This window comes from Pseudomonas sp. GW456-L12 (genome assembly GCF_059424045.1).
Genome location: NZ_JBWKZA010000009.1, coordinates 116,263 through 129,025 on the forward strand (window position 1 = coordinate 116,263; position 12,763 = coordinate 129,025).

General features: G+C 59.5%; 13 protein-coding genes. All 13 read right to left on the reverse strand.

Annotated elements, in window-relative coordinates; genetic code table 11:
• Positions 1 to 109: 109 nt before the first annotated feature.
• The 13 genes from rnhB to pyrH all read right to left on the reverse strand — a co-directional run bounded on the left by rnhB (position 110) and on the right by pyrH (position 12,747).
• Positions 110 to 742, reverse strand: a complete 633-nt coding sequence (gene rnhB / locus AC07Y9_RS14290) for a ribonuclease HII (RefSeq protein WP_007924054.1) — start codon at positions 740 to 742, stop codon at positions 110 to 112.
• Positions 743 to 753: 11 nt separating this feature from the next.
• On the reverse strand, positions 754 to 1,884 hold the full coding sequence (gene lpxB, locus AC07Y9_RS14295) for a lipid-A-disaccharide synthase (protein ID WP_102680048.1): 1,131 nt from the start codon (positions 1,882 to 1,884) through the stop codon (positions 754 to 756).
• Between the two features lie 2 nt (positions 1,885 to 1,886).
• The gene (gene lpxA / locus AC07Y9_RS14300; protein ID WP_007924057.1) at positions 1,887 to 2,663 is read right to left on the reverse strand and encodes an acyl-ACP--UDP-N-acetylglucosamine O-acyltransferase; all 777 of its coding nucleotides are present in this window, start codon (positions 2,661 to 2,663) and stop codon (positions 1,887 to 1,889) included.
• On the reverse strand, positions 2,660 to 3,100 hold the full coding sequence (fabZ, locus tag AC07Y9_RS14305; RefSeq protein ID WP_007924058.1) for a 3-hydroxyacyl-ACP dehydratase FabZ: 441 nt from the start codon (positions 3,098 to 3,100) through the stop codon (positions 2,660 to 2,662). Before fabZ ends, lpxA begins: the two co-directional genes overlap by 4 nt.
• Before the next feature lie 109 nt (positions 3,101 to 3,209).
• Positions 3,210 to 4,265 (reverse strand): UDP-3-O-(3-hydroxymyristoyl)glucosamine N-acyltransferase, encoded by a 1,056-nt coding sequence (gene lpxD / locus AC07Y9_RS14310; protein WP_087091381.1) that lies wholly within the window; start codon positions 4,263 to 4,265, stop codon positions 3,210 to 3,212.
• Between the two features lie 3 nt (positions 4,266 to 4,268).
• Complete coding sequence (locus tag AC07Y9_RS14315; protein WP_007924063.1) at positions 4,269 to 4,772, reverse strand: OmpH/Skp family outer membrane protein; 504 nt, start codon at positions 4,770 to 4,772, stop codon at positions 4,269 to 4,271.
• 45 nt (positions 4,773 to 4,817) lie between these two features.
• The gene (bamA, locus tag AC07Y9_RS14320; protein WP_053259798.1) at positions 4,818 to 7,205 is read right to left on the reverse strand and encodes an outer membrane protein assembly factor BamA; all 2,388 of its coding nucleotides are present in this window, start codon (positions 7,203 to 7,205) and stop codon (positions 4,818 to 4,820) included.
• A gap of 74 nt (positions 7,206 to 7,279) precedes the next feature.
• Entirely contained in the window at positions 7,280 to 8,632 is a 1,353-nt protein-coding gene (gene rseP / locus AC07Y9_RS14325; protein ID WP_007924067.1) for a sigma E protease regulator RseP, read from the reverse strand.
• Between the two features lie 54 nt (positions 8,633 to 8,686).
• Positions 8,687 to 9,877 carry a 1-deoxy-D-xylulose-5-phosphate reductoisomerase gene (gene ispC / locus AC07Y9_RS14330; RefSeq protein ID WP_102680049.1) on the reverse strand — a complete coding sequence of 397 codons (1,191 nt, stop codon included), beginning with the start codon at positions 9,875 to 9,877 and terminating at the stop codon, positions 8,687 to 8,689.
• The gene (locus AC07Y9_RS14335) at positions 9,874 to 10,680 is read right to left on the reverse strand and encodes a phosphatidate cytidylyltransferase (RefSeq protein WP_007924070.1); all 807 of its coding nucleotides are present in this window, start codon (positions 10,678 to 10,680) and stop codon (positions 9,874 to 9,876) included. Before AC07Y9_RS14335 ends, ispC begins: the two co-directional genes overlap by 4 nt.
• Positions 10,680 to 11,435 (reverse strand): polyprenyl diphosphate synthase, encoded by a 756-nt coding sequence (gene uppS / locus AC07Y9_RS14340; RefSeq protein WP_007924072.1) that lies wholly within the window; start codon positions 11,433 to 11,435, stop codon positions 10,680 to 10,682. The genes AC07Y9_RS14335 and uppS overlap by 1 nt, the downstream gene beginning before the upstream one ends.
• A gap of 14 nt (positions 11,436 to 11,449) precedes the next feature.
• On the reverse strand, positions 11,450 to 12,007 hold the full coding sequence (gene frr / locus AC07Y9_RS14345; protein ID WP_007924074.1) for a ribosome recycling factor: 558 nt from the start codon (positions 12,005 to 12,007) through the stop codon (positions 11,450 to 11,452).
• Positions 12,004 to 12,747, reverse strand: coding sequence for a UMP kinase (pyrH, locus tag AC07Y9_RS14350; protein WP_007924076.1), 744 nt, complete (start codon positions 12,745 to 12,747; stop codon positions 12,004 to 12,006). Before pyrH ends, frr begins: the two co-directional genes overlap by 4 nt.
• Positions 12,748 to 12,763: the final 16 nt, after the last annotated feature.

Consider the following 12,763-nt stretch of genomic DNA (forward strand, 5'->3'; position numbering starts at 1 on the left):
ATTGACTAACGTCAACTGCGCTTTATCGCCACCGTTCGCCTTGTCTTACCTTCGCTCTTCACCCTCTAAAACAGCCGGATTGTACCGGGCCTTCGCTAAAACATCAGCCTCAGGACTGAATCTCGCCCACGTTCTCACGGGCTTCGTAGGCTTGGCGTACCGGCGCGAACGAGCGCCGGTGAATCGGCGTCGGCCCCAGGCGGGCCAGCGCCTCCAGATGAACGGGCGTCGGATAGCCCTTGTGTCCGCCGATGCCATAACCGGGGTAGATCAGCTCGAACGCCGCCATCTCGCGATCCCGGCTGACCTTGGCCAGAATCGACGCCGCGGCGATCGCAGGCACCTTGCTATCACCCTGGACCACGGCTTCAGCAGGCATCGACAGTTTCGGGCAACGGTTACCGTCGATCATCGCCAGTTTCGGGGTCACACTCAGCCCTTCTACCGCGCGCTGCATGGCCAGCATGGTGGCATGCAGGATATTCAACTCGTCGATTTCCTCGACTTCGGCGCGGGCAATGCACCAGCTCAAGGCTTTCTCACAAATCTCGTCGTAGAGCTTTTCGCGACGGGCCTCGGTGAGCTTCTTCGAGTCGTTCAGGCCGAGAATCGGCCGACTCGGATCGAGGATGACTGCAGCCGTGACCACTGCGCCGCACAAGGGGCCGCGCCCTACTTCGTCGACACCAGCCACCAGGTCTTCGGCATCGGCCACCAGCGAGAAATCCAGTCCCATCTGCATCTTTTCGTTACTCATGCCGGTTTGCCAATCAGGTTCAACACCGCTTCAGCCGCCTGGTTGGAGGCATCTCGGCGCAGGGTACGATGGATCTCGTCAAACCCGCGGGTCTGCTCCTGGCCGTCTTCGATCAAGGGCGACAGGGTCTGGGCCAGGGCCTCTGCAGTGGCGTCGTCCTGCAGCAGCTCGGGAACCAGCAGGCGCTGGGCCAGCAGGTTCGGCAGGGAAATATAAGGGCTCTTGACCATACGCTTGAGAATCCAGAAGGTCAGCGGCGCCAGGCGATAGGCAACGACCATCGGGCGCTTGTACAGCAGCGCCTCAAGGGTCGCGGTGCCAGAAGCGATCAATACCGCGTTGCAAGCCGCCAGCGCCTGATGCGACTGGCCGTTGAGCAGGGTCAGCGGCAGGTCGCGACCGGCCAGCAGCTCTTCCAACTGCGTGCGTCGCTCGGGGCTCGCGCAAGGCATGACGAAACGCACCCCAGGACGCAAGGCGCGCAGGCGCTGTGCCGCGTCGAGGAACAAGGCTCCCAGGCGCCCGACTTCGCCGCCACGACTGCCCGGCATCAGGGCCACCAGCGGGCCCTCGGGCAAGCCCAGTTCAGCGCGAGCCGCAGCCCGGTCAGCCTCCAGCGGAATGGCGTCAGCCAGGGAGTGCCCGACGAACCGCACCGGCACGCCCTTCTCTTCATAGAATCTGGCTTCGAACGGGAACAGCGTCAGCATCAGGTCGCAACCTTCGCGGATCTTCAGCACGCGTTTTTGCCGCCAGGCCCAGACCGAGGGGCTGACGTAGTGCACGGTCTTGATGCCGGCCTGACGCAACTGGAGTTCGATGTTGAGGTTGAAGTCGGGGGCATCGATGCCGATAAACACGTCCGGCTTCTCGGCGATCAGGGTCTGAACCAGCTTCTTGCGCCGGGCCAGCAGTTCGCGCAAGCGCCCCAGGACTTCCACCAGCCCCATGACCGCCAGGCGCTCCATCGGGAAGTAAGAGGTCAGCCCTTCGGCCTGCATCAGCGGGCCACCGACACCGATGAATTCAACGGCAGGATGCTGGGCCTTGAGCGCGCGCATCAAACCGGCGCCAAGAATGTCGCCGGAAGCTTCGCCAGCCACCAGCGCAATACGCAGTTTGCTCATGATTAACGGGTGATGCCGCGAGTCGAAGACTGGATCGAGTCACGAAATACCGCGACTTCGGGAAATTGTGCAGCAGCTTCTGCCAACTCGACGAGCGCCTGATCGACAGTCAAGCCCTGGCGATACACCACTTTATAGGCTCGACGCAGGGCGTGAATCGCGTCTTCGCTGAAACCACGACGACGCATGCCCTCGAAGTTCATGCTGCGTGCTTCTGCCGGGTTGCCGAACACTGTGACAAAGGCCGGAACATCCTTGCCGATCGCCGTACCCATGCCGGAAAAGCTGTGGGCGCCGATATGGCAGTATTGGTGAACCAGGGTGAAACCGGACAGGATCGCCCAGTCGTCCACATGCACATGGCCAGCCAACGCCGTATTGTTGACCAGAATGCAATGGTTGCCGATCACGCTGTCGTGACCGATATGGGCGTACGCCATGACCAGGTTGTGATCGCCGAGGGTGGTCTCGGAACGATCCTGGACAGTGCCGCGATGAATGGTCACGCCTTCACGAATGACGTTGTGGTCACCAATCACCAGGCGGGTTTCCTCGCCTTTGTACTTCAGATCGGGAGTGTCTTCGCCTACCGAGGAGAACTGGTAGATACGATTGTGCTTACCGATCCGGGTCGGGCCTTTGAGAACTACATGAGGCCCGATCACCGTACCCTCGCCGATTTCCACACCGGCGCCAACGATCGACCACGGGCCAACCTCAACGTCGTCGGCCAGAATGGCCGTCGGATCGATGATTGCGCGAGGGTCAATCAAACTCATAGTTTGCGTTCCGCACAGATGATTTCAGCGGAGCAGACTGGCTTGCCGTCGACCGAAGCCTGGCATTCGAATTTCCAGATCTGGCGCTTGCAGCTGATGAACTTGGCTTCCAGGATCAACTGGTCACCCGGCAGCACCGGCTGGCGGAAGCGCAGCTTGTCGGAACCGACGAAGTAATAGAGGGTGCCATCGGCCGGCTTCACGTCCAGCATCTTGAAACCAAGAATGCCCGCAGCCTGAGCCATGGCTTCGATGATCAGCACGCCCGGCATGATTGGATGCGCGGGGAAGTGACCATTGAAGAAAGGTTCGTTGATGCTGACATTCTTGTAGGCACGAATGCACTTGCCCTCAACATCCAGGTCCACTACCCGGTCCACCAACAGGAACGGGTAACGGTGAGGCAGGTATTCGCGAATCTCGTTGATGTCCATCATTTCGGGGGGAAGCCTGTAGTAAAGATTGGGAGCGTGCGACTAACGCACACTCCTCTAGCAAATCAAGGAGGCAGTCTAACGGCTGTGCACACTTGATATGGAAATGGTATCAGCCATCTGATGAAGCTTTACCGTCGGGGGTCACTTCCCCAACGCGCTTTTCCAGTTGCCGCAGGCGTCGCGCGAGATCATCGAGCTGACGGATGCGTGCCGCGCTTTTGCGCCACTCGGCAGCAGGCTGCATGGCTGTACCGGAAGAGTAGGCACCCGGCTCGGTAATCGAGTGGGTCACCATGGTCATCCCGGTCAGGAAAACGTTGTCGCAAATATCGATGTGGCCAACCAGCCCGACACCGCCGGCGAGCATGCAGTGCTTACCGATCCGGGTGCTGCCGGAAATACCGACACAGGCTGCCATGGCGGTGTGATCACCGACCTGGACGTTGTGGGCAATCTGAATCTGGTTATCCAGCTTCACGCCATTACCAATGACGGTATCGGCCAGCGCACCGCGATCGATAGCGGTATTCACGCCAATCTCGACATCGTCGCCAATGGTGACTCCGCCAATCTGCGCGATCTTCTGCCAGATGCCCTTCTCGTTGGCGAAACCGAAACCTTCGCCGCCCAGTACCGCACCAGACTGAATGACCACACGCTTGCCGATACGCACATCGTGATAAAGCGTCACGCGTGGAGCCAGCCAGCCGCCCTCGCCGATCTGGCAACGAGCACCGATAAAACAATGAGCACCGATCGTGACGCCCGCAGCAATTTGCGCGCCGCTCTCGACGACCGCAAACGCGCCAACGCTGGCCGCTGCGTCGACTACAGCATCCTCGGCAATGACCGCAGTCGGATGAATGCCGGCCGGCGCCTTGGGCTTGGGATCGAACAGGTGGGAAATCCGCGCGTACGACAGGTAGGGATCGGCCACGACCAGGGCATCACCGGCATAACCTTCGGCATCCGCCGCCTTCAGCAGCACGGCGCCTGCCTGACTGTCAGCCAGATACTTACGGTATTGGGGATTTGCCAAAAAGCTCAACTGAGCTGGGCCAGCCTCCTGCAAGGTGGCTAGCCCAGTGATTTCTTTCTCTGCGGAGCCACGCAGGATGGCTCCGAGGAACTCGGCCAGCTGGCCGAGCTTTATAGTCGCTGTCATGGGTTACTTCAGCTGATTCATGCGCTCGATAACCTGGCGAGTGATGTCGTACTGAGGTTTGACATCAATCACTGCGCCACGCTCGAACACCAGGTCAAAACCACCTTTCTTGATGACTTCTTCCACGGCGCTGTCGAGCTTCGGCTTCAGTTGCTTGAGCATTTCACGATCGGCAACGGCCTTGGCTTCGTTCAGTTCCTTGGACTGGAACTGGAAGTCACGGGCTTTCTGCTTGAATTCGAGCTCCAGACGCTCACGCTCGCCTTGCTGCATCTTGTCGCCACCGGCAACCAGACGATCCTGAATACCCTTGGCACTGCTTTCCAGGGTTTTCAGCTTGTTCAACTGCGGGCCGAACTTCTTCTCGGCGTCCACTGCGTATTTCTTCGCAGCATCGGATTCCAGCAGTGCCATCTGATAGTTCAGCACGGCGATTTTCATGTCGGCAAAGGCCGGGCCTGCTACCAGGACAGTCGCCAGGAGAACCAATTGAGTCAACTTACGCACGATGCACTCCTACAAAATCCATTGTCGTTATCTTGGGTCGGACTCTTAGAAAGTCTGACCGAGGGAGAATTGGAACACCTGGGTTTCAGCGTCGTCAGGTTTCTTGATCGGCATCGCCAGAGCAAAGCTCAGCGGGCCCAGAGCGGTTACCCATGTCACGCCGACACCCACGGAACTGGCCAGATTGCTCAGGCTGATGTCATTACACTGTGTATTGGACGGCGTGCCGTTGGTGTTGGTGGTCTTCTCGCACTTGGAGTCGAATACGTTACCCACATCCCAGAACACGGAAGTCCGCAGCGAACGCTGATCCTTGACGAACGGCATCGGGAACAACACCTCGACACCACCCTGGATCAGCACGTTGCCACCGAATGGCAGGGCATCCTGGTCCGGGTCAAGCGAGGTACCGGCGTTGCCTGTCGCACCCACACCACGACTCGGAGTACTGCGAGGACCCAAGGTGCTGTCCTTGAAACCACGAACCGAGTTGAAACCACCAGCATAGTAGTTTTCATAGAACGGCAAGCCGTCGGTCGAACCATAACCGTCGCCATAACCCAGCTCGGTGTGCAGGCGCATGGTGTAGGTGTCGGTCAGCGGCTGGAACAACTGGCCGCGGTAGTCGAGCTTGAAGAACGACAGGTCGCTACCTGGGGTGGTGGCTTCCAGCACCAGGCTCTGGGAATGACCACGGGTCGCCAGGACACCTTTGTTCAGGGTCGACTCGGACCAGCCTGCCGAAGCCTTGAAGTTCAGGTAGTTGTCACCTTCGCGGTTCACGAAGTCGAAGATTTCGTCGACGGTATAGCGACCGGTCTTGATCTTGTCTTGCTGCGCGGTCAGGCCGAAGGTCAGACGCGAAGTCTCGCTGATCGGGTAGCCAACGCTGACGCCGGCACCCAGGCTGTCTACCGCATAGCTCGCCACGTCGACATCGAGGTCGTCGTAGTCAGTGGTGCGATAGAACGCGTTATAACCCAGGCTCACACCATCGGCGGTCCAGTAGGGGTCGACATAACCGAAGTTGTAACGGCTCTGGTATTCGCTGCGAGTCAGGCCGATGCTGACCTTGTTACCGGTACCCAGGAAGTTGTTCTGGGTGATCGAACCACCGAGGATCAGACCGGCGCTCTGGGCGAAACCGACGCTGGCGGTGATCGAACCGGAAGCCTGCTCTTCTACTGCGTAGTTGACGTCTACCTGGTCGTCGACACCTGGCACGGCCGGGGTTTCGACGTTGACTTCCTTGAAGAAGCCCAGACGCTCCAGACGGGTCTTGGACTGGTCGATCAGGTAAGTCGAAGCCCAGCCACCTTCCATCTGACGCATTTCGCGACGCAGCACTTCGTCCTCGGACTTGGTGTTGCCGCGGAAGTTGATGCGGTTCACATAGGCACGCTTGCCCGGATCGACCACGAACGTGATATCGACCGTGTGATCTTCGTCATGAGGCTGCGGAACACCGTTGACGTTGGCGAAGGTATAACCCTCGTTGCCCAGGCGGCGGGTGATCAGCTCGGAAGTGGTGGTCATCAATTTGCGCGAGAACACCTGGCCCTTCTCGACCAGCAGCAGCGACTTGACCTGGTCTTCAGGCACTTTCAGGTCACCGCTGAGCTTCACGTCACGAACGCTGTACTTCTCGCCTTCGTTGACGTTCACAGTGATGTAGACATGCTTCTTGTCCGGGGTGATCGAAACCTGGGTCGAAGCGATATCCATGTTGATATAGCCACGGTCCAGGTAATAGGAACGCAGGCGCTCCAGGTCACCGGAGAGTTTTTCACGCGCATACTTGTCGTCGTTCTTGAAGAACGACAGCCAGTTGGTGGTTTTGAGTTCGAACAGTTCGACCAGGTCTTCGTCCGGGAATACGGTGTTGCCCACGACGTTGATGTGCTGGATGGCGGCTACAGTGCCTTCGTTGATGTTGACCTTCAACGCCACACGGTTGCGCGGCTGCGGCACCACTTCGGTATCGACGGTGGCCGAGTAGCGGCCCTGGGCGACATACTGGCGCTGCAGTTCGTTACGAACACCCTCAAGGGTCGCACGCTGGAAGATTTCGCCTTCCGCGAGACCGGATTGCTTGAGGCCTTTCATCAGGTCTTCAGTGGAAATCGCCTTGTTGCCTTCGATTTCGATACTGGCGACGGATGGACGCTCGACTACCGTGATGACCAGGACATTGCCATCGCGGCCCAGCTGGATATCTTGAAAGAAGCCGGTTTTGAACAGCGCACGAGTGGATTCCACCAGACGACGATCGTCCGCCTGCTCACCGACGTTCAGCGGCAAGGCCCCAAAGACGCTACCCGCGGAGACCCGCTGGAGGCCGTTGACGCGGATATCGGAGATAGTGAAGGACTCGGCGTGAACTTCGGCGATCATCAATACGGAGAGAACCGCAGTTAGCAGCAGACGTTTCATGAAGTCCTTTCTTATTCCAACTGGCAATAAAGAAACTGCCGCAAAATGCGGCAGATTCGCAATTCAGCGAAGCGTTACAGACGACCCAGATCGTTGACCAGGGCAAGCAACATCACCCCGACCACCAAGCTGATACCGATCTGTATCCCCCAACCTTGCACCCGATCCGACAAGGGACGACCACGCGCCCACTCGATCAGATAAAACAACAGATGCCCCCCATCCAGTACAGGAATGGGCAGCAAGTTCAGAACCCCTAGGCTAATACTCAGATAAGCAAGGAAATTCAAGAAATCAGCAACGCCCGACTGGGCAGAAGCGCCCGCCACTTTAGCAATGGTTATCGGTCCACTCAAGTTTTTTACCGAGAGCTCGCCGAACAACATTTTCTTCAGTGAGTCGAGGGTCAGCACGCTCATGGTCCAAGTACGCCGGGCACCTTCGCCAATCGCAGCCAGCGGGCCATAACTGACCTCGCGAAGCATTTCCGGCGGCCAATCGACTGCCTTCACCCCAGCCCCCAGATAACCACTGGCAACTTTCTCTTTACCGCGCGCGGCCAAGGTCACCGGAACGTCGATTTGAGCACCATCACGCTCGACGCGCAGCACAATTTTGGTATCAGGACGTACACGCACCCAGTCGACGACCTGTTGCCAATCGGTCAGTGGCTGACCATCCAGCGCCAGCAAACGATCGCCGGTTTTCAGGCCAGCTGCCTGGGCCGGGCCTTTCGGGTCGAGCTCGGCCAGAACGGGGGCGAGCTCCGGACGCCAGGGGCGAATCCCCAGGGAACGAATAGGATCCGGCTCATCGGTCCCCTTGAGCCAATTGTCGAGCACCAGCTCGCGGGGCGAATCGGCAGTCGAACCCTGCTCGCGAACCAACAACTGCAAGGTGCCGCTTTCGCCCAGACGCCGAACCAGCTGCAAGTTGACCGCCGACCACCCCAAGGTGGGTTCGCCATCGATTGCAACAATTTCCTGGCCGGAACTCAGGCCGGCCTTGGCGGCAATGCTTCCAGCCTCGACACTGCCGATGACCGGACGCACCTGCTCGCTACCGAGCATCGCCAGCCCCCAGAAGAACACCAGCGCCAGCAGGAAGTTGGCGACAGGACCGGCGGCAACGATGGCGATACGCTGGCGCACCGACTTGCGATTGAACGACTGATCAAGCTGATCGACAGGCACTTCACCTTCGCGCTCGTCGAGCATCTTCACGTAGCCGCCCAGCGGGATGGCGGCAATCACGAACTCGGTACCCTGCCGGTCATGCCAACGCAGCAGCGGCATGCCGAAGCCCACGGAGAAACGCAGAACCTTGACGCCGCAACGACGCGCCACCCAGAAGTGACCGAATTCATGGAAGGTGACCAGCACACCCAGGGCGATCAGGGTGCCGACAATCATATAGAGCGCGCTCATCTACTTTCTCCGCAATCCTATCCAGTGCCGATACGCTCAGGCTTGTCGCAATCCTTACCGGCCCTTGCGACCCAGCCACTGCTCAGCCAGGGCACGGGCTTTGGCGTCCGCCGCGAACACGGCGCTCAGTTCATCGACTGCAACAACCGGCTCGAGGCTTAAAACTTCTTCGATGATACTCGCGATCTCGGGGTAGCGGATGCGCCGTTCGAGAAACGCGGCAACAGCCACCTCGTTGGCTGCGTTCAACATGGCCGGAGCGCTGTTGCCAGCTTCCGCGGCCTGGCGCGCCAAACGCAAGCAAGGGAACCGCTGTTCATCAGGCGCCTGGAAATCCAGGCGTGCCACGGCGAACAGATCCAGAGGCGGCACGCCGGAGTCGATCCGCTCCGGCCAAGCCAGGGCATTGGCGATCGGCGTGCGCATATCCGGGTTGCCCAACTGGGCCAGCACCGAACCGTCCACGTAGTCGACCAGCGAATGAATCACGCTTTGTGGATGAATCACCACCTCGACCTGGGCAGGCTTGGCATCAAACAACCAGCACGCCTCGATCAACTCGAGGCCTTTGTTCATCATGCTGGCCGAATCGACGGAAATCTTGCGCCCCATGGACCAGTTGGGGTGGGCACACGCCTGCTCGGGCGTTACCTGCTCCAGTTCGGCCAGCGGAGTTTGGCGGAACGGGCCACCGGATGCGGTCAGCAAAATACGCCGCACTCCAACATTGCTCAACCCACGGGAAAAGTCCGCGGGCATGCACTGGAAGATGGCGTTGTGTTCACTGTCGATAGGCAGCAATACCGAACCGCTCTTGCCCACCGCCTGCATAAACAGCGCGCCGGACATGACCAGTGCTTCTTTATTGGCCAGGAGAATTTTCTTGCCGGCCTCGACGGCAGCCAGGGTCGGACGCAAGCCCGCAGCACCGACGATAGCCGCCATGACCGCATCGACTTCAGGGTCGGACGCCACCTCACACAACCCCTCTTCGCCCACCAGTACACGGGTGCGCGAACCGGCATTGCGCAAGTCCTCCTGCAAGCTGCGCGCGGCAGCGATATGCGGGACGACGGCAAAACGGGGAGCGTGACGGATGCACAGCGCCAGCAACTCAGCCAGACGACTGAAACCGCTCAAGGCGAAGACCTGATAACGCTCGGGATGACGGGCAATGACATCCAGCGTACTGAGGCCGATAGAGCCGGTGGCTCCGAGAACCGTAATCTGCTGTGGGCCACTCACAATGCAGCCATCCACAACAGCACGGCGAATACCGGAATGGCCGCGGTCAGGCTGTCGATACGATCAAGCACGCCGCCATGCCCAGGCAGCAGATTACTGCTGTCCTTGATCCCGGCCTGGCGCTTGAACATGCTTTCGGTCAGGTCGCCGACCACCGAGATGAACACCACGATAGCCGCTCCGAGCAAGCCTAGAATGATCTGCCCGACGGACCAGTCCGCAACCAGACCGACCACCGCAGTGATCACCAGGCTCAGCAGCAGGCCGCCGTACACCCCCTCCCAGCTCTTGCCCGGGCTGACCTGCGGCGCCAGCTTGCGCTTGCCGAACGCCTTGCCGGAGAAGTAGGCACCGATATCAGCGCCCCAGACCAGCACCATCACCGCCATGATCAACCAGTTGCCCAAAGGCTGCTGCTTGATGAAGACCAGGCCTTGCCAGGCCGGCAGCAGAATCAGCAGACCGATCACCAGCTTGGCCGCGGCACCAGCCCAATGCTCACGGGTACGCGGATAGGTGAGCACCAGGAAAGTCGCCAGCCCCCACCAGAGCACCGCAGCCCCCAGCACCCAAGGCGCGATACCTGGCAACAGCTGCATCAGGAACAACAGCGCAGCGACCACTACTGCATAGGCAATACGGGTCGACTGAGCCTCGAAACCCGCCAGGCGCGCCCACTCCCAAGCCCCGAGGGTCACCACCAGCCCAATAAACAGGGCGAAGGCAGAACCTTCGAGCAAGAAAAAACCGCACAAGGCGATCGGCAGCAGGATCAGCGCAGTAATGATTCGTTGTTTGAGCATTAAACCCGGGCTCCAGCTTCGACCTGCTCGCTCGTTTTACCGAAGCGGCGCTGGCGAGAAGCGTAATCGGCCAGCGCAGCGCGCATGGCATCGTGTTTGAAGTCCGGCCAGAACAGGTCGGAGAAGTACAGCTCGGCATAAGCCAGCTGCCAGAGCAGGAAATTGCTGATGCGGTGTTCGCCCCCCGTACGAATGCACAGGTCCGGCAATGGCAGGTCGCCAGTCGCCAGGCAGGTTTGCAACAACTCAGGGGTAATGTCCTCAGGACGCAGGTGCCCCGCCTGAACTTCCCGCGCCAGGCGCTGAGCGGCCTGGGCGATATCCCACTGACCGCCATAGTTGGCAGCGATCTGCAGAATGAAGCGGTCACTACCCGCAGTCATCGCCTCCGCCTCGCGCATTGCAGCCTGCAACTCAGGATGGAAACGCGAACGATCGCCAATGATGCGCAGGCTGATGTTGTTTTCATTGAGGCGTTTGGCCTCGCGGCGCAATGCCTTGAAGAACAGATCCATCAAGGCGCTGACTTCATCGGCCGGCCGCTGCCAGTTCTCACTGGAGAAGGCAAACAGGGTCAGCACCTCGACCTTGGCCTCGGCGCACACCTCGATCACCGCGCGAACAGCATCGACACCCGCCTTGTGCCCGGCGACGCCGGGCATAAAGCGTTTTTTTGCCCAGCGATTGTTGCCATCCATGATGATCGCGACATGGCGCGGCACCGAGGACGGCGCACTCTGCTTGGTCTTGTCCATTTAAAGCCCGACCCTTATACGGCCATCAGGTCCTTTTCTTTTTCGTCAGTTGCCTTAGCAATCTGAGCCTCGAACTCTTTGATCAGCTTGTCGATCTCAGCACCGGCGCGACGCTCTTCGTCTTCACTGATTTCCTTGTCCTTGGACAGCTTCTTCAGATCGCCCAAGGCATCGCGACGAATATTGCGCACGGCAACACGGGCATCTTCAGCAGCAGCACGCGCCTGCTTGGTGAAGCCTTTGCGGGTTTCTTCAGTCAGCGGCGCCATTTTGATCAGCAGCAGCTCACCAAGATTGGTCGGATTGAGGTTCAGGCCAGCACTGCCGATGGCCTTGTCGATTGCCCCAAGCATGTTGCGCTCGAATGGCACTACCTGCAGGGTCTGAGAGTCTTTCACAGTAACGTTGGCCACACCGCTCAATGGGGTGTCAGTGCCATAGTAAGGCACCATCACGCTACCCAGGATGCTCGGGTGCGCCTTGCCGGTGCGGATCTGGCCAAACGCGTGAGCCAGCGACTCCAGGGACTTCTTCATGCGCTCTTGAGCGTCTTTCTTGATTTCGTTGATCATTGTTCGCCTTCCTCGATCAGGGTTCCTTCAGCGCCGCCATGCACGATGTTCAGCAGGGCGCCGGGCTTGTTCATGTTGAATACGCGCAATGGCATCTTGTGGTCGCGGCACAGGCAGATCGCCGTCAGATCCATGACACCCAGCTTGCGATCCAGCACTTCATCGTAGGTCAGATGATCGAACTTCTCGGCATGCGGGTCTTTGAATGGGTCTGCGGTGTACACACCGTCAACCTTGGTTGCCTTGAGCACTACGTCGGCATCGATCTCGATCGCCCGCAAGCATGCTGCGGAGTCGGTCGTGAAGAACGGGTTGCCGGTACCGGCAGCGAAGATCACCACTTCCTTGGAGTTCAGATGGCGCATCGCCTTGCGACGGTCATAGTGATCGGTCACACCCACCATGGAAATGGCCGACATGACGATCGCCGAGATATTCGCACGTTCCAGCGCGTCGCGCATGGCCAGGCCGTTCATCACAGTGGCCAGCATGCCCATGTGGTCGCCTGTTACCCGATCCATGCCTGCCGCGCTGAGCGCCGCGCCACGGAACAGGTTGCCACCACCGATGACCAGGCCAACCTGAACACCGATGCCCACCAGCTGGCCGACTTCCAGCGCCATGCGATCGAGCACCTTAGGGTCGATCCCGAACTCTTCCGAGCCCATCAGGGCCTCGCCGCTAAGCTTGAGTAGAATGCGTTTATAGCGAGCTTGATAACCACTGCCCTGCTGAGCCATTGCGAATCTCTCCTGC

Bases quoted from the DNA above. Each gene is read 5' to 3' on its own strand.
- rnhB (WP_007924054.1), bottom strand. From the start codon at position 742: ATGCAGATGGGACTGGATTTCTCGCTGGTGGCCGATGCCGAAGACCTG.
- AC07Y9_RS14335 (WP_007924070.1), bottom strand. From the start codon at position 10,680: ATGCTCAAACAACGAATCATTACTGCGCTGATCCTGCTGCCGATCGCC.
- lpxB (WP_102680048.1), bottom strand. From the start codon at position 1,884: ATGAGCAAACTGCGTATTGCGCTGGTGGCTGGCGAAGCTTCCGGCGAC.
- lpxA (WP_007924057.1), bottom strand. From the start codon at position 2,663: ATGAGTTTGATTGACCCTCGCGCAATCATCGATCCGACGGCCATTCTG.
- bamA (WP_053259798.1), bottom strand. From the start codon at position 7,205: ATGAAACGTCTGCTGCTAACTGCGGTTCTCTCCGTATTGATGATCGCC.
- lpxD (WP_087091381.1), bottom strand. From the start codon at position 4,265: ATGACAGCGACTATAAAGCTCGGCCAGCTGGCCGAGTTCCTCGGAGCC.
- uppS (WP_007924072.1), bottom strand. From the start codon at position 11,435: ATGGACAAGACCAAGCAGAGTGCGCCGTCCTCGGTGCCGCGCCATGTC.
- frr (WP_007924074.1), bottom strand. From the start codon at position 12,007: ATGATCAACGAAATCAAGAAAGACGCTCAAGAGCGCATGAAGAAGTCC.
- fabZ (WP_007924058.1), bottom strand. From the start codon at position 3,100: ATGATGGACATCAACGAGATTCGCGAATACCTGCCTCACCGTTACCCG.
- pyrH (WP_007924076.1), bottom strand. From the start codon at position 12,747: ATGGCTCAGCAGGGCAGTGGTTATCAAGCTCGCTATAAACGCATTCTA.
- rseP (WP_007924067.1), bottom strand. From the start codon at position 8,632: ATGAGCGCGCTCTATATGATTGTCGGCACCCTGATCGCCCTGGGTGTG.